Below are 17,046 nucleotides of genomic sequence, written 5' to 3' on the forward strand. Positions count from 1 at the left end.
GATTCCATATAAGCTAAAAATCACCTGCCTGACTGGCAGGTGATTTTTAGCTTATATGGAATACTATTTCATGGCCATTTACCTATATCCTTTCACGAAACCAACGTAGTAAAATTTATGCATGCAGCTAAAGTTTTTCGAAAGTAGTATGCAAGCATAACATATTTTTGTATATTTGGTATACATCACTGACACTCCATGAAGCCAGAAGAAACAGTCGATTACAACTTTAAGGTATGTTGGCATGCCATCTCGCGTATGTATAATATTGAGGCTGCCAAAGCCGACATCACCACTTCCATCGGGTTTGTCTTGCTGAACATCAACCAGGAAACAGGCACGCCCGCCACCAAAATAGCGCCGCTGCTTGGTCTGGAGGCCCGTAGCCTGACCCGCATCCTCAAAAGCATGGAGGAGCATGGGCTTATACACAAAGTGTCGGATGAGCGGGACAAGCGCCTCGTGCGCATCTTTCTGACAGAGAAGGGCCTGGAGAAAAAGGAGATATCGCGGCAAACGGTGAAGCACTTCAACAACAAGGTGCGCCAGGAGGTGCCGCAGGAAGAACTGGACGTTTTCTTTAAAGTGTGCGGCCGCATCATGGGCATGATAGAGAATAAGGAGATCTTTTAAATCCCAGACAAAATTCCATTCTATGAAAAGGATAATCAATAAAGTAGCGGTGCTGGGCTCGGGCGTGATGGGCTCCAGGATTGCCTGCCACTTCGCCAACATCGGCGTGCAGGTGCTGCTGCTCGACATCGTACCGAAGGAGCTGACCCCGGAGGAAGAGAAGAAGGGCCTGACGCTGGAGAGCAAAGCCGTGCGCAACCGCCTTGTGGACGGCCACCTGCAGGCAGCCATCAATGCCAATCCGTCGCCGCTGTACCGCAAGTCCGATGCCCGCCTCATCAAAACAGGCAACTTCGACGACAACATGAAGGACATCGCCACCGCCGACTGGACTATTGAAGTGGTGGTGGAGAACCTGAAGATAAAGAAACTGGTGTACGACCAGGTGGAGCAGCACCGTAAGCCGGGCACGCTTATCTCCTCCAACACCTCGGGCATCCCGATCCACCTGATGCTGGACGGGCGCTCCGACGACTTCAGGAAGCATTTCTGCGGCACGCACTTCTTTAACCCGCCGCGCTACCTCAAACTGCTCGAGATCATCCCGACCCCGGAAACAGACAGGGAAGTGGTTGACTTCCTGATGCACTACGGCGATTTATATCTGGGCAAGACCACCGTGCTTGCCAAAGACACGCCGGCATTCATCGCGAACCGCGTGGGTATATATGGCATCATGCAAACGCTGAAGGCCATGGAGAAAACCGGTTTGACGATAGATGAGGTTGACAGAATAACCGGCCCGATGGTCGGCCGCCCGAAGTCGGCCACCTTCCGGACGCTGGATGTGGTGGGGCTCGACACCACCGTGAACGTAGCCAACGGCCTGTACCAGGCGGGGGAGAAGGACGAGTCGAGAGACCTGTTCCAGATACCAGGGTATGTGCAGCAGATGGTGGAGCAGAAGTGGCTGGGCGATAAGACTGGCCAGGGCTTCTACAAAAAGACAAAAGACGCGAAGGGCAAAACCGAAATCCTGACGCTGGACCTTAACACCATGGCGTACGGGCCGAAGCAGAAGGTGAAGTTCCAGAGCCTGGAGGCGCTGAAGCCCATTGATGATTTGAGAAAGCGCGTCAAAGCCTTCTCCGCCCAGACCGACAAAGCCGCACAGTTCTTTAACGAGACGCTGTTCGGCCTGTTCCAGTATGTAAGCAACCGCATCCCGGAGATCTCTGACGAGCTATATAGGATAGACGATGCCCTGCGTGCCGGCTTTGGCTGGGAGTTGGGGCCGTTCGAGTACTGGGACGCCATCGGTGCCCGTGAGGGCGTGCAGCGCATGATAGAGGCAGGGTATGAGCCGGCGCCATGGGTGACGGACATGCTGGAGCATCAGAAGGAGTCCTTTTATATCGTGGAGAACGGCAAGCGACGCTACTACGACATCCAGACAAAAGATTACAAAACCATACCGGGGGCCGAGAACTTTATCATACTGGATAACCTGCGCGGAAGCAGGACAGTGTGGAAAAACAGCGGCGCCAGCCTGATTGACCTGGGGGACGGCATCCTGAACGTGGAGTTCCACAGCAAGATGAACACGCTGGGCGGCGACGTGATTGCCGGCCTGAACAAAGGGATCGAGCTGGCGGAGAAGGATTTCCGTGGCATGGTGGTCGGCAACGACGGGGCCAACTTCTCGGCAGGCGCCAACCTGGCGCTGATCTATATGTCTGCGCTGGAGCAGGAGTATGACGAGATCAATTTCATGATCAAGCAGTTCCAGGACACCATGATGCGCATGCGTTACTCAGCGATACCGGTAGTGGGCGCGCCGCACGGCCTTGCGCTCGGCGGCGGCTGCGAACTGAATCTGCACTGCGACCACGTGCAGGCCGCCGCCGAAACCTATATGGGACTGGTGGAATTTGGCGTGGGCCTGATCCCGGGCGGCGGCGGCACAAAGGAAATGACGCTGCGGGCTACCGATCTTTATACCGAAGGCGACATTGAGTACAACGACCTGAAAAACGTGTTCCTGACCATTGGGATGGCCAAAGTCTCTACCTCGGCCAAAGAAGCCATTGACCTGGGTTACCTGCACAAGAGCGCGGGCATCACCATCAACAGCAACCGCCTGCTGGCCGATGCCAAGGCACAGGCGATACTGCTGGCTGAGAACGGCTATACCAAGCCAGTGCAGCGCACGGATGTCAAGGTACAGGGGAAAGGTGCGTTAGGCATGTTCCTGACCGGTGCCAATGCCATGTACACGGGCCGCTATATCTCTGAGCACGACAAGAAAATTTCGGAGAAGCTGGCTTACGTCATGTGCGGCGGCGACCTGTCTGCCCCAACAGAGGTGAGCGAGCAGTACCTGCTGGACCTGGAGCGCGAGACCTTCCTGTCGCTGACAGGCGAGCGCAAGACGCTGGAGCGCATCCAGAGCATCCTGACTACAGGCAAGCCGCTGAGAAATTAAGGACTAATGAATAATGGGTCATGATGGTACTCTTGAGAAACAAAAAGAGGAATCAACAAGCAACCATTTAACAGTTTAGCAATTAGAAAATATGAACAATGCATATATCGTAGCCGGGTTTCGCAGCGCAGTAGGCAAGGCGCCCCGTGGCGTTTTCCGGTTCATGAGGCCCGATGACCTGGCGGCAGAAGTCATCAAGCATCTTATCAGCACAGTGCCCGCCCTGGACCCGGAGCGCGTGGACGACCTGATTGTGGGCAACGCCGTGCCGGAGGCCGAGCAGGGCCTGCAGATCGGGCGTATGATCTCGCTGCTGGCACTGCCGATGTCGGTGAGCGGCATGACGGTGAACCGCTACTGCGGCTCCGGACTCGAAACCATCGCCATCGCCGCCAATCGGATACAGGCCGGTATGGCCGAGTGCATTGTGGCGGGGGGCACGGAATCGATGTCAATGGTGCCGACGGCCGGCTGGAAAACCGCGCCGAACTACAAGATCGCCAGGAACAACCCGGACTGGTACCTGAGCATGGGCCTTACCGCAGAGGCGGTGGCCAGCGATTACAATGTTTCACGTGAAGACCAGGACGAGTTTGCGCTGAAGTCGCACCAGAAAGCCCTGAATGCCATCGAAAAAGGCTACTTTAAAGAGCAGATCGTGCCGATCACGGTGGAGGAAACTTATCTGGACGAGAATGGGAAAAAGAAAACCAGAAGCTATGTAGTAGACACTGACGAAGGCCCGCGCGCGGATACCTCGCTGGAGAAACTGGCCAGGCTGAAGCCGGTGTTTGCGGCAGGCGGCACGGTAACAGCGGGTAACTCCTCCCAGACCTCCGACGGCGCTGCCTTTGTGATCGTGATGAGCGAGCGCATGGTGAAAGAGCTAAACCTGGAGCCCATTGCGCGCCTCGTGGCATATGCCACCGGCGGCGTGGACCCGCGCATCATGGGCATGGGGCCGATTGCCGCCGTGCCGAAGGTGCTAAAGCAGGCAGGCATGACCCTGAACGACATCGACCTGATCGAGATGAACGAGGCCTTTGCCGCGCAGTCCATCGCCGTGATGCGCCACCTCGACTTTGATCCGGACAAGCTGAACATCAGCGGAGGCGCTATCGCGTTAGGGCACCCGTTGGGCTGCTCCGGTGCCAAGCTCAGCGTGCAGCAGTTTAGCGAGCTTCGCCGCCTGGGCAAGAAACACGGCATCGTGACGGCCTGCGTCGGCGGCGGCCAGGGTGTGGCGGGGATATATGAATTTTTGAAATAGCGTTTTTGTATCACGACACACGTATCACGCAGCACGACTTTTCTCATGCATAACTTCAAAGAACTGAGAGTGTGGAAAGAGGCGATTGAGTTGGCAAAGCTGGTATATAAAACCTCTGCTCAATTTCCGCCTGACGAAAAGTATGGACTGAAATCCCAGGTTAATCGTGCGGCTGTGTCCGTTCCCTCTAATATTGCAGAAGGTTCTGGCAGAGGGTCGAATAAAGAATTTGCACAGTTTCTGAAAATAGCTCTGGGCTCCGCTTTTGAAATTGAGACACAAATGATTTTAGCAGAAGCCTTCGGATTTGTAAACGAGGACGATAACCTAAAGCTCATGCAACAGATAGCAGACGTGCAGAAAATGTTGAATGGATTAATTAACAAATTATAGAGATCGCACCATACGGTATGTGCTGATTAATACAAGAATAAAAAAGTCGTGCTACCTGATACGTGTGTCGTGATACGATAAAGATAAAAGACAAGAAAATGGCAAATACAACAGAAAATAAAACCGCTGCCATCAAAGGCGGTGAGTTCCTGATAAAGGAAACCAGCCCGCAGGATGTATTTATACCTGCCGAGTTTAATGAGGAGCAGGAGATGATGGCGCAGACCTGCCGTGATTTTGTGCGCGAGGAGGTGTACCCGCTGCTGGATCGGCTGGATAACCATGAGGAAGGCCTGATGGAAAACCTAATGAAAAAAGCAGGGGAGCTAGGGCTGTTCGCGGTGTCCATCCCGGAGCAATACGGCGGCCTGGACATGGATTTCAACACGTCGCTGCTGGTAACAGAGGCAGTGGGGGGCGGCCATTCGTTCCCGGTTGCTTTTGCGGCCCACACGGGCATCGGCACATTGCCGATCCTGTACTTCGGTACAGAGGAGCAGAAGCAGAAGTATGTTCCCAAGCTGGTGAGCGGCGAGTGGATGTCGTCTTACTGCCTGACGGAGCCGGGCTCGGGCTCGGATGCGCTGGCGGCCAAAACCAAAGCGGTGCTGAACGCGGCGGGTACGCATTATGTCCTGAACGGGCAGAAAATGTGGATCACGAACGCAGGCTTTGCGGATGTGTTTATCGTGTTCGCGCAGGTGGACGGCGACAAGTTCACGGGCTTTATTGTGGAGAAAGACTACCCGGGCCTGAGCCTCGGAAACGAGGAGCATAAAATGGGCATCAAAGGGTCCTCTACCCGGCAGGTGTTTTTCTCTGACTGCCAGGTGCCGAAAGAAAATGTGCTGGGTGAGATCGGGAAGGGCCATTTAATCGCTTTTAACATCCTCAATATCGGCCGTATCAAGCTGGCGGCTGCTACCCTCGGGGCTTCTAAAAGCGTAGCCGACCTGTCGGTGAAGTATGCCAATGAGCGCGTTCAGTTCGACCTGCCGATCTCTAAATTCGGTGCGATCCGGCATAAGCTGGCGGAGCAGGCCATCCGCATCTATGCCGTGGAGGCTGCGCTGTACCGGGCCGGTATGGATATATACCGCATGGAGCAGGAGTTGATGGCGCAGGGCAAAGACGAGAATGAGGCGCTGCTGGGCGCCGCCCGCGAGTTTGCCGTGGAGTGCGCCATCCTGAAAGTGGAAGGCTCCGAGGTGCTGGATTATGTGGTGGACGAAGGCGTGCAGATATACGGGGGCTACGGCTTCTCTGCCGACTACCCCATGGACCGCGCTTACCGGGACTCCCGCATCAACCGCATTTTCGAAGGCACCAACGAGATCAACCGCATGCTGGCAGTAGATATGATCCTGAAGAAAGCGATGAAAGGCGAGCTGGACCTGATGGGGCCCGCGCAGGCGGTGCAGCAGGAGCTGATGGCCATCCCTGACTTCGGTGCCGAGGAGGAAGGCTTGTTCGCGGCGGAGCATAAAGCCATTCGGAACCTGAAGAAGGCTATTTTGCTGGTGGCCGGCACGGCGGTGCAGAAGTACATGAACTCGCTGGCCAAAGAGCAGGAAGTGCTGATGAACGTGGCAGACATGGCCATCAAGACCTATGTGGCCGAGTCGACGCTGCTGCGCGTGGAGAAACTGGTGGGGCTGAAAGGCGAAGCGTCTGTGGCCAACGAGATTGATATAACCCGGGTGGTGGTGACCGATGCCGTGGATATCGCCTTCAAAGCCGGAAAGGAGGCGATCGCCGCCATGGCAGAAGGAGACGAGCAGCGCCTCCTGTTCATGGGCCTCAAGCGCTTCACTAAGAAAGACCTCTTCAACACAAAAGAAGCGCGCCGCCGCATTGCCGCTGCTTTGATCGAGGCAAACGAGTACATTTACTAATTTCTGACTACTTTAAACGCATGAAAAGGCTGTTACTTCTGGTAACAGCCTTTTTAGCCTTATGCAGGTTGTGTATCGTTCGTCTGTCAAATTATTTTTAACTATAAATGAGATTTGGAGGTGCGGTTTTCGTAAAGGAGGTAAGCACCCTAAGCCTTTAAACGAAGCTATGAATGTAACATGTCTGATTCCTTTTTATAATGAGAGGGAGCGCATTGCGCATGTGCTGCATGTGATCACGAAAATAAGACCAATCAAACAGGTGCTATGCGTGGACGATGGCTCTACGGACGGCACCGCAACCTATATAAGGCAACACTGGCCGCAGGTGCAGCTGGTGCAGCTGCCGCAGAACCAGGGGAAGACGGCAGCCATCGCCCATGCGCTAAAGTTTGTGAAGAACGAGGTGATCCTGCTGATGGATGCCGACCTGCAGGAGCTCCGGGAAGAGGAGATCGGGGCGGCCATCGAGGCATTCGACACGCAGCCGGCAATAGACATGATCATCCTGCGCCGCATTAACTCGCCCTGGTTTGTGCGGTGGTACCGCAGCGACATCCTGCTGTCCGGGGAAAGGCTTATCAGAAAGACGGACCTGCAGCAGGTAATGAAGCAGCGGGTGAAGCGATATCAGCTGGAGGTAGGGATTAACCGCTACATGCTGCGCCATAAAAAAGTGGTGCGCTGGATGCCCTGGTCTGCCATGAACACCTACAAAGTGGATAAACTGGGGGTGCTGGACGGCTCCAAAAGAGAGTTCAGGATGTATGTTGAGATTGTCTCCTTTGTCGGTTTTTCACATATGATGCTCCAACTGGCTTCTTTTACCAAAAGGCTGAAGCACAAGCCGCATCACACCAACAGTATGCCCGACGTAGCCTATAGGGAAGGGCTGCTGGAGGATATGTCCCTATTTTAGCTGGATGCGGCTAAGCCGCAGGCTGTCTGCTTTCCGGCTGGGCCGCACCACCGCAACAATATCCTTTTCTGACAGCCAGGCGGTGAAGTCTTTCACATACGCCAGGTCCTTATCATCCGCCACGTTAAGGCGCACTGCCTTTGGAGCCGTCGCCTCACCTGTTTTCGTGTTGATCTGGCGCAGGTACAGGTCATTTTTCCCGTTCAGTTCTTCCAGCGTCAGCAGGTGCAGGGTGTTGCCGTCGAGGTAGGAGCTGAATGATATACTGGAGAAAGCCTCGTCAGCCGGGGCCTGCTGGTGCTTCATCAGCACCGAGTTCCAGGCAGCGCCCATATACTCGTCGTAGGTGAACAGGTGCAGTTCGTTGGCAAAGTAAGGCGCGTCTTTACCGCCGGCCGTATATTTCTTCTCGGCGATCACCACCAGCCTTTGCTCCGGCGTCAGCACCAGGTCCGTCAGGTATATATCCTCCAGCCGCGTTGGCTTGTCGCCGCCGCGCTTGTCCAGGGTGTTGACTTCTGCCAGGTAACCGGGCGTGAACTTAAACTCTTCGGCAAACACCATGTCCCCCGCTTCAAAATCGAACTTCACCGCTTTCAGGCTATAGTATTTGCCCGAAGCCTCATCAGCCGTCATCACAGCCCCATATAGCGTTCCGTTTGGCATCAGCTCAAACTTGGAGTCGATGATATATACTTTCCGGCCATCAAACGTACCACCCACCAGCACCGACATCACCTTCGCCTCTTTGCTGCCGGGGGTGTACTGCCGCGCGGTGAGGCGCTTCATGTTGTCTGACAGCAGGCTGATGTACTGCTCACCGCCGTTGCCTACCTGCACATCCGCCGAAAGAATGGCAGGCACATCCTGCAGGTCGTACTGGGTGTCCTGTAGCTTTTGAAGGCTGCCGTCATACAGGCTGCCGCTGATGTGTTCGATCTGGTGGCTGGCATCGGTGTGGTAGCGGTAGGCAAGCAGCCTGTTGCCATCGGCAGAGGCAGCTACTGTCGCACGCCGGTCTTTGGCCGGGGCCTCCAGCAACAGCGCCCCAGCCTCCTTTTTGCCGGTGCCCAGGTTAATGCGGTGGCCATATAGCTGCTGCATGCCTGCACCGTTGTCAGCACGGTGCGTTACCACAATGGCTGCTTCAGGGCCGGCGACGAAGCCTTCTATCGTCTCAGCGCCGGTCAGCTTCACCTCAGCAGTCCATAAGCGCTTCAGGGCCCGGTTGTACTTCTCGACGGTATAGGCATCTGCTGCGCTCCGGCTCAGCAGGACGAACGCATCGCTCCCCACCGGTATTGTTTTGCGGGGCACGCGCTGGCTATAGCGCTGCTTGCTCTGGTCGGGCATATAATCGAATGCCACAGATGCCTTTGTTCTGGACTGGGCAAGCACTGTTGCAGGCTGACAGAGGCACAGTAGTAAAAGCGGGAGGAGGAAAAGTCTTTTCACGGCTTTGATCGGGTGAGTTTGTGTTTAGGGTTCTGAGAAGAAGTGCTGCGACAGAGTTTCAGGGGAGATTTAGTACAATTGTTTCTCGTGGAACAAGCGCGCAGCGGCCGGTTGCACACCGGTATAACGACGGCTTAAGGTACAAAGATATATAGATTGCGCATGTTCATTAACCAAGTAATTATAGGGTAACAAAATCTTAAACTGCTCATTCACTTAATACCCAGGCAACTGTCGTAACTTGTGGCCGCTTAGTTAGTACAGCCTATCATACCCGGATCTACTATGAAGTTTCTACTCAAGATCATTGCTTTCCTTGCGCTGCTCCTCATCAGTAAGTATACCAAGGAAACTAGTGATATAACTTCAACGCGGAAGGAAATAAATCCGACCCCATCTGCTTTAGCCATTTACAAACGGCAGAGTGTAACGCCGGAAGAAACAGCGGAAGCATCCCCAGAATCTACCCAGGCTATATATAAATAAGCTGAAATTCAGCGTGATAGCGACAAGCTAGCTGATGCGGCTCCAGTTAACGGTATTGGCGCTCAGCGATTGTATATGGCGCCGCATGGCCTGGTTCTGCGGTTGGTCCAGCTGCGGGTCCGCCTCCAGCACGCGCTGCGCCGCTGCCCGCGCCTCCTGCAGGATGGGCGCGTCTTTGGCCAGGTCCGAGATCAGCAGGTCGAGCACGCCGCTCTGCTGCGTGCCCATCAGGTCGCCGGGGCCACGCAGCTTCAGGTCGATGTCGGCGATCTCGAAGCCGTTGTTGGTGCGCACCATCGTCTCCAGTCGTGTCTTGCTGTCTTTGCTCAGCTTATAGCCCGTCATCAGGATGCAGTAGCTCTGCTCGGCGCCCCGGCCCACGCGCCCGCGCAGCTGGTGCAGCTGCGACAGCCCGAAGCGCTCGGCGCTCTCAATCACCATCACCGAGGCATTCGGCACGTTCACGCCCACCTCGATCACCGTGGTGGCCACCATGATGTGTGTTTCGTGCTTCACGAAGCGCTGCATCTCGTAGTCCTTGTCCTGCGATTTCATCTTGCCATGCACCATGCTCACTTTGTATTCCTGGAACGCCCGCTTCACACTCTCATAGCCGTCCATCAGGTCCTTGTAGTTCTCCATCTGCTCCGACTCCTCTATGAGCGGGTAGACGATATATACCTGCCTGCCCAGCTTGATTTCGTCGCGGATGAACTGGAACACGCGCAGCCGGTGCGAATCGAAGCGGTGAACGGTCACGATCTCTTTCCGCCCCGCCGGCAGCTCGTCGATCACCGACACATCCAAATCGCCATACAGCGTCATGGCCAGGGTGCGGGGGATGGGCGTGGCCGTCATCACGAGCACGTGCGGGATGATGCGCGGGTTCTTGCGCCACAGCTTCGAGCGCTGCTCCACGCCGAAACGGTGCTGCTCATCCACGATGCAGAGGCCCAGGTTCTGGAACTGCACCACGTCCTCGAGCAGCGCATGCGTGCCCACGATCATCTTCATGTCGCCGGAACGCAGCTGCTCGTGCAGTACCTTGCGCTCACTGGCTTTGGAGGAGCCGGTGAGCTTGCCCAGGTTAATGCCCAGGCTATCGGCGAACTTCTTCAGGCCCACATAATGCTGGTCGGCCAGTATCTCGGTCGGGGCCATCAGCACCGACTGCGCCCCGTTGTCTGCCGCGATCAGCATGGTGATGAAGGCCACAATGGTTTTACCGGAGCCCACATCGCCCTGCAGCAGGCGGTTCATCTGCTTTCCGGCATTCAGGTCTTTGTATATCTCCTTCACCACCCGCTTCTGGGCATTGGTGAGGTCGAAGGTGAGGTGGTTTTTGTAGAACTCGTTGAGCGTGGGCACCTGGTGGAACACCTGCCCCTGCAGGTCGGCTTTGCGCACGAGCTTCTGCCGGAACAGGCGCAGCTGTATATAAAAAAGCTCCTCGAACTTCAGCCGGAACACCGCCGCCTTATATTTCTCCGCCGACTCCGGGAAGTGGATGTTGAGCAGCGCATTGCGCTTGTCCATCAGGCGGTAGTGGTCGATCAGCTCCTCCGAAAGCGACTCCTGCACGTTGGGCAGCGCCACCTTCAGCAGGTGCTCCATCATCTTGCTGATCACCTTGCTGTCGATGCGGTGGGCCTTCAGCTTTTCGGTGGAGTGGTAGACGGGCTGCAGGAACGACGTGGTCTGTTTCTCCTCGGCCAGTTCCTCCAGCTCGGGATGCGCCATGCTGAACCTGCCGTTGAACTCGGTCGGTTTGCCGAACACGATATAGTCGGTGTGGTTCTTCAGCGTTTTCTGCATCCACTTCACCCCCTTAAACCACACCAGCTCCATCTGGTCGCCGCTCTCATCCACCAGCGTGGCCGCCAGGCGCATCTTTCTTCCTTCGCCCAGCACTTCCTTGCCGCGTATGCGGCCGCGCACCTGCACGTAAGGCAGGCTCTCGTCCAGCTCCGCAATCTTGTAGAACTGTGTGCGGTCGAGGTAGCGGAACGGGTAGTGCTGGATGAGGTCGCCGTAGGTGAAGATCTGCAGCTCTTTCTGCAGCAGCTCCGCCCGCATCGGCCCCACGCCCTTCAGGAACTCAATTTTGGTATGGAAGAAATTACTCAATGCCTTTGGCGCGCTTTGGGTATAAGGTCTGGCAAGTAGATAATACAAAAATAAGCAAAAGCCCCGACAGGTGTGCCTGCTGCCGGGGCTTTATGTGTTATATATAAACTAGGGACTTTCCTGCCTTCTTGCCGTTGTTTTCACCAACAACTTTTGTTTTTCAGCAGTCTTGTTGTTGGTGAAAACACCAACAACGGCAGATATATAAATTAATGTATTACTACTTCTCCTGCCACTTCAGCGTGTTGAGCAGGTGTACGATGTCCTTTTTCACGTACTCGATGACAGGCGCCAGGGAGTCGTTTTGGGTAGCTGTCTGGAAGTACAAGGCCCCGCGCAGGAAGTGCTCCGTAGAGTCGGTCACGTAGAACTGGAACTGGCTGGGCACTTCGCCCTCCAACTCAAACACCGAGGCCACATCGCCGGCCGGCGTCTGTATCTCCGACTCCTCGATGGCATAGGCCTTTATCTGGTGCTTGGCCGTCAGCTTCCGCGCGTCCTCCACCAGGTCGTTCAGCATCTTCTCTCCGGTGATGCTCTTGTAGGTGAGCTGCACGTTGGCCCCTAAGCTGGGGTATATAATGTTGATCCAGTGCGGCTGCGCCAAGCCAGAGGAATCGGGGCGCACTTTGGCATACTGCGAAAACTCGAAGGTATAGGGGTGTATGTCCTGCAGCGGCTGGTAAGCTGTTTGCGGCAGGTCGATTCGGTTGTATCCTTTGGGTTTGGGGGTGTACTCTGCTTCGCAGGCTACCAGGGCCGTCGCCAGGAACATGCCTAAAAACACCTGTGACTTAGCTAACCTTCTGGTAGTGCTCTTTTTTGCTTGCGACATTTATCTTTACTCTTTTCACGCGCTTAAAGTCCGCCGACTCCACGGTAAAATGAAAGCGGCCGTAGGATACATCCTCGCCCACGCGCGGAATGCGGGAGAACAGCGTCAGGATCAGCCCGGCCACCGTCTCGCTCTCGCCCTTCACTTCGTTAAAAGCATCGAAAGGCACTTCTGCTATCTTGCAAAAGTCATGCAGCGAGGTCTTGCCGTCAAATATAAAGGTATTTTCGTCGAGTTGGGTATAGATGATATCCTCGTCGTCGTCATATTCATCGTTGATCTCGCCCACGATTTCCTCCACAATATCCTCCAGCGTCAGCAGGCCGCTTGTGGTGCCGTACTCGTTCACGACGATGGCCATGTGCACATGCTTCTCCTTGAAGTCCTGGAACAGGTCAGAGATACGCCTCGTTTCCTGCACAAAGAATGGCGGGCGCACCAGCTGCTGCCAATTAAAATCCGCTCCTTTGTCGAGGTGGGGGAGCAAGTCCTTCACGTAGAGGATGCCCTCTATTTTGTCGTTGCTTTCGGTATAGACCGGTACGCGCGAGTAGCCCCACTGCACGATCAGGGGCAGCAGTTCAGGCAGCGTCATTTTGGTGCTGAATGCCACCACGTCCATGCGCGGCCGCATGATCTGCTTCACCGTAATGGAGCCGAAGTTCACCACGCCGCGCAGGATGCGGCGCTCCTCCGGCGAGGTCTCCTCGTTTGTCAGGGCCATGTCGAGGCTGTGGTGCAGGTCCTCGATGGTGTGGTTGTACCCCTTGATCATATAATGTTTCTCTATATAGCTGCTGATGGCCATCAGCAGCCAGGAGAGTGGGCTGAGCGGTTTCTCGAGGCGGTCCAGTACGGCTGCCGCCCGCCGGGTGATATCAAGCCGCCTTTTCTGGACATATACTTTCGGCAGCACCTCCCCGCAAAAAACAATGAAGAACGTGGCAAACAGCATGCAGGCCACCATTACGCCCGCAGGCAAAGCCATGGTGCCGAACACCTGCCAGGCCACATACGCAAACAGCGTGATGATGCCGACATTGATGCCGTTGTTCAGTATTAAGATGGTGGTGAGCAGCTTGCGCGGGTCTTGCAGGAGGTGGTATACGCGTTGCTCTGAAGGCAAACGGCTATTCTTGCATTTCTCCAGTTCCCGCTCTGAGAGAGTAAAAAATGCTGCCTCTGCCCCCGAAGTGAGGGCAGAGAGCAGCAGTAACAGAAAACCGACCATTATGGCGGCGATGTATTCAAACCTGAGCTGAGTAAGCGAACTTTGTAGTATCTGTAGTAAACTGTAACTCAGGGGGTCTCCGGAATCTAAACTTTCCAAAACTGATTCATTTAGTGAAACATGGGGTTAGAACGGCAGGTCGTCCGGCTCATCGTTGTGAAACGCGGAAGATTTGCCGGTGTTGCCCGCGGGGCCGCTGCTCGTGGCGGCAGAAGACGGAGCTGCAGATTCCTGGTAATTGCCGCCGCCCGCGCCGCCGCTGCTCTCGTTGCGGCCACCCAGCATGGTCATGTTGTCGGCAACGATCTCGGTGCTGTAGCGCTGGATGCCGTCCTTGTCCTGGTAATTATTTGTTCTGAGGCGGCCTTCTATATAAACGGAATTGCCTTTCTTGAGGTACTTCTCCGCCACTTCGGCCAGGCCGCGCCACACCACAATGTTGTGCCATTCGGTTCTTTCCTGCTTCTGGCCGCTTTTGTCCTTGAAAGACTCTGAGGTGGCGATGGGGAAACGGGCTACTGCGATGCCGCCTTCCAGGTGACGTACTTCCGGGTCTTTGCCCAGGTTTCCGATCAGGATTACTTTGTTTACACTTGCCATGTCTTTTTACGATAATATTAAAGTTAATAGGGCTACTCCGGCAACCTAGCCGGAGGCAAAATGGCTTACTGAAACAGATAATGCTTTTTCCTGCATAAAAAGTTTCAGTCTATAAATATACTAAAATCTTCGCATCTTTCAAATAACTATTTATCAGGATTGGCTTGGGCAGTTCCTCAATTTCGTGCACGGTAAAAGGCGCCAGCCTTGTTTCCTGCAGCACTTCATCCTTTAAACGTTTTTTGAGCTTGATGCGATAGAAGCGGGCCGTGATTTTTTGGTGGCTCAGTACGTGCTTATACTCTTTTTGCGGGGCCTGGAGCTGCGACAGGTCCACCTCCAGGCCCGCCTGCTGCAACTCCGGCAGCAGCGCTTCCATGGGCAGATTCTTGTCGGGGCTCTCGTAGAGGTAAAAGTCATATAAGCCCTGCCATATATCCCCCTCCAGCCGCTTGCGCAGGTAAAACCGCCCTTCGTGTTCCAGCACGATATAATGGAAATAGCGGGGCCGTGCCGCCTTTGCCTTCGCCTTTACGGGCAGCTCCTGCACCATGCCGTGGTTGAAGGCAAAGCAGCTTTGCTGCAGCGGGCAGAACAGGCAGTCGGGCATGACGGGCGTGCACTGGATGGCGCCAAACTCCATGATGGCCTGGTTGTATATATCCGGCGCGTCGGGCGGCACCAAGGTGTCCGCCAACTGCTGGAACACTTTGCGGGAGGCCGGGGCGGCAATGTCATCCGAGAGGCCAAACACGCGGGCCAGCACCCGGAACACGTTGCCGTCCAGCACCGCCACCCGCTCCTTGAAGGCAAAGGCCGCGATGGCCGCCGCAGTATAGCTCCCGACGCCCTTCAGGTGGAGCAGTTCCGCGTAGTTGTCCGGGAACCTGCCCCCATACAAGTCCGTCACGATTTTAGCCGTGTGGTGCATGTTGCGGGCCCTGGAGTAGTATCCCAGCCCCTGCCACAGGCGCAGCACCTCGTCTTCGGGGGCGGCGGCCAGTTGCTGCACGGTCGGGTACATTTCCACAAACTTAAGGTAGTAGGGCAGGCCCTGCGCCACGCGCGTCTGCTGCAGGATCACCTCTGACAGCCATATATGATACGGGTTGGTGGTGTCGCGCCACGGCAGGGCGCGCTTGTGCTGCCCATACCAGCGTAGGAGGGTGCCGGCAAAGTGTGCCTGCTCAGGAGTGGCCATGGTAAAGTTATATGCGAGATAGTGTGGAGGTAATGAAACAATCCAAAGAAAGCGAATGTTTAACGGTGGTGCAACACCGATATAAGTAGACACCCGTTAAAATATATTTCTGTCTGCCCGCGTTAAGGGGGCGGGTATCAGGGCCACGGAAGCTATATTGCAGGTAATTACGGGGCTAAAGCGGTGCATATGAGGCGCTAATAATTTATAGGGAATGCTTTTACTTGTCGAAAAGTAAAACTACCTTTGTGCCCCGAAAATCAGTAAATGAGCGACTTTGCTGATAGTAAACAGTTGAGAGTTAACTTATTATTAAATTTATAAAAACTAAGCAAGTGACTAAAGCAGAAGTAATATCAGAGGTTGCTGATAAAACAGGGATCGACAAGGCAGATGTGCAGGCAACAGTAGAGGCGTTCTTCAAAGTGGTGAAGGACTCTATGGCCGATGGTAACAACATCTACGTGAGAGGTTTTGGTAGCTTTGTGAACAAGAAGCGCGCGAAGAAAGTAGCCCGTAACATCTCAAAGAATACGTCTATTATCATCGATGAGCACTTTATTCCAAGCTTCAAGCCATCGAAGACCTTTATCCAGAAGATCAAAAACAGCAAAAAGATACAAGAGCTCACGCATTCTTAATTTTTTGTATCTTTGCTGTTCTGAATCCTTAATTTAGAACACAGCCCTTTGGTAAAAAGAATGTCACGGTCACAGATATTGATAGTTGTTGCAGCCATCGCTTTGGTAGCTGTTATGTTCTTTTTGCCAAAAGTGGTTGTGAACGAAGAGGATAAGGGTGGCTTTGCCAAAGGCGATACCGCGGCAGGCGCCTCTGCAGAGGGCCACTCCCCGGATGACGGCCACGACCACGGGGCGGAGGCGGGCGCAACGGAAGGGGCCCATGCGGCCGCTACGCCGGAGCAACTGATGGAACTGTCAACAACGCGCGCCAGGTACAACAAGGCCTCCGACACGCAGGCCCGCACGCTGCTGGCCTCTGAACTGGCCGAAGCCTATGCCACTGCCAGCCAGTACGACAGCGCCGGGTATTACTTTGAGGAGGCCGCGAAAGCACGCGGTGGCGAGAAGAGCTATAAAAAAGCGGGCGATGCCTATTACGAGGCATTCACCTTCGCCACCACGCAGGAGCGCGCTGCGGAACTCGGCGCCAAAGCCCGTGCCATGTATGAGCAGGTGCTGAAGAACAACCCTTCGGAGCTGGATGCCAAAACCAACGTGGCCATGACGTACATTGCCAGCACCAACCCGATGCAGGGTATTACGCTGCTGCGCGAGGTAATTGCCTCTAACCCGAACCACGAGAAGGCGCTGTTCAACCTGGGGATCCTGTCCATACAGTCCGGGCAGTTCGACAAGGCCGAGGAGCGTTTCCGGAAGCTGGTGGAGGTGAACCCGAAGCACGTGGAAGGAACCTTCTATTTAGCGCTGTCGTTGGCAAACACAGGGAAAGGGGAAGAGGCGAAAGCCCTGTTCAACAAGGTGAAGACCATGAGCAACGACCCGGCACTTGCCGCCTCGGTAGACGAGGAGCTGGCAAAGCTGAACTAACGAAC

14 protein-coding genes are annotated in these 17,046 nt (G+C 55.0%); 8 read left to right on the forward strand and 6 right to left on the reverse strand.

Annotated features, from left to right (window positions below; translation table 11 throughout):
- Window positions 1-198 precede the first annotated feature (198 nt).
- The 6 genes from ABD920_RS04280 (at window position 199) to ABD920_RS04305 (ending at window position 7,535) form a co-directional block, all read left to right on the forward strand.
- Window positions 199-633 (forward strand): MarR family winged helix-turn-helix transcriptional regulator, encoded by a 435-nt coding sequence (locus tag ABD920_RS04280; RefSeq protein WP_345157031.1) that lies wholly within the window; start codon window positions 199-201, stop codon window positions 631-633.
- 22 nt (window positions 634-655) lie between these two features.
- A complete protein-coding gene (locus ABD920_RS04285; RefSeq protein WP_345157032.1) occupies window positions 656-3,058 on the forward strand; it encodes a 3-hydroxyacyl-CoA dehydrogenase/enoyl-CoA hydratase family protein in 2,403 nt (800 codons plus the stop codon).
- Between the two features lie 91 nt (window positions 3,059-3,149).
- Window positions 3,150-4,328 (forward strand): thiolase family protein, encoded by a 1,179-nt coding sequence (locus ABD920_RS04290; RefSeq protein ID WP_345157033.1) that lies wholly within the window; start codon window positions 3,150-3,152, stop codon window positions 4,326-4,328.
- A gap of 45 nt (window positions 4,329-4,373) precedes the next feature.
- Window positions 4,374-4,721, forward strand: coding sequence for a four helix bundle protein (locus ABD920_RS04295; RefSeq protein WP_345157034.1), 348 nt, complete (start codon window positions 4,374-4,376; stop codon window positions 4,719-4,721).
- Between the two features lie 98 nt (window positions 4,722-4,819).
- Window positions 4,820-6,616: an acyl-CoA dehydrogenase family protein gene (locus ABD920_RS04300; RefSeq protein WP_345157035.1), complete on the forward strand. Its 1,797-nt coding sequence runs from the start codon at window positions 4,820-4,822 to the stop codon at window positions 6,614-6,616.
- A gap of 169 nt (window positions 6,617-6,785) precedes the next feature.
- Window positions 6,786-7,535, forward strand: coding sequence for a glycosyltransferase family 2 protein (locus ABD920_RS04305; RefSeq protein WP_345157037.1), 750 nt, complete (start codon window positions 6,786-6,788; stop codon window positions 7,533-7,535).
- Here ABD920_RS04305 and ABD920_RS04310 read toward each other — a convergent pair.
- From ABD920_RS04310 to mutY, 6 genes are all read right to left on the reverse strand, one after another.
- Entirely contained in the window at window positions 7,527-8,990 is a 1,464-nt protein-coding gene (locus ABD920_RS04310) for a hypothetical protein (protein ID WP_345157038.1), read from the reverse strand. The genes ABD920_RS04305 and ABD920_RS04310 overlap by 9 nt on opposite strands.
- 513 nt (window positions 8,991-9,503) lie before the next feature.
- Window positions 9,504-11,603: an ATP-dependent DNA helicase RecG gene (recG, locus tag ABD920_RS04315; protein ID WP_345157039.1), complete on the reverse strand. Its 2,100-nt coding sequence runs from the start codon at window positions 11,601-11,603 to the stop codon at window positions 9,504-9,506.
- A gap of 220 nt (window positions 11,604-11,823) precedes the next feature.
- Window positions 11,824-12,378, reverse strand: coding sequence for a gliding motility lipoprotein GldD (gene gldD / locus ABD920_RS04320; RefSeq protein ID WP_345157111.1), 555 nt, complete (start codon window positions 12,376-12,378; stop codon window positions 11,824-11,826).
- A gap of 19 nt (window positions 12,379-12,397) precedes the next feature.
- On the reverse strand, window positions 12,398-13,669 hold the full coding sequence (gene gldE, locus ABD920_RS04325; RefSeq protein ID WP_345157041.1) for a gliding motility-associated protein GldE: 1,272 nt from the start codon (window positions 13,667-13,669) through the stop codon (window positions 12,398-12,400).
- A gap of 126 nt (window positions 13,670-13,795) precedes the next feature.
- Window positions 13,796-14,269 carry a single-stranded DNA-binding protein gene (locus tag ABD920_RS04330; RefSeq protein WP_345157042.1) on the reverse strand — a complete coding sequence of 158 codons (474 nt, stop codon included), beginning with the start codon at window positions 14,267-14,269 and terminating at the stop codon, window positions 13,796-13,798.
- 109 nt (window positions 14,270-14,378) lie between these two features.
- Window positions 14,379-15,470 carry an A/G-specific adenine glycosylase gene (gene mutY, locus ABD920_RS04335; protein ID WP_345157045.1) on the reverse strand — a complete coding sequence of 364 codons (1,092 nt, stop codon included), beginning with the start codon at window positions 15,468-15,470 and terminating at the stop codon, window positions 14,379-14,381.
- Window positions 15,471-15,790: 320 nt separating this feature from the next.
- Here mutY and ABD920_RS04340 point away from each other — a divergent pair, with 320 nt between their 5' ends.
- Both ABD920_RS04340 and ABD920_RS04345 read left to right on the forward strand, forming a co-directional pair.
- Complete coding sequence (locus ABD920_RS04340; protein ID WP_345157113.1) at window positions 15,791-16,111, forward strand: HU family DNA-binding protein; 321 nt, start codon at window positions 15,791-15,793, stop codon at window positions 16,109-16,111.
- A gap of 60 nt (window positions 16,112-16,171) precedes the next feature.
- On the forward strand, window positions 16,172-17,041 hold the full coding sequence (locus ABD920_RS04345; protein WP_345157046.1) for a tetratricopeptide repeat protein: 870 nt from the start codon (window positions 16,172-16,174) through the stop codon (window positions 17,039-17,041).
- Window positions 17,042-17,046 lie beyond the last annotated feature (5 nt).

It is taken from the genome of Pontibacter saemangeumensis (assembly GCF_039541895.1).
GTDB lineage: Bacteria > Bacteroidota > Bacteroidia > Cytophagales > Hymenobacteraceae > Pontibacter > Pontibacter saemangeumensis.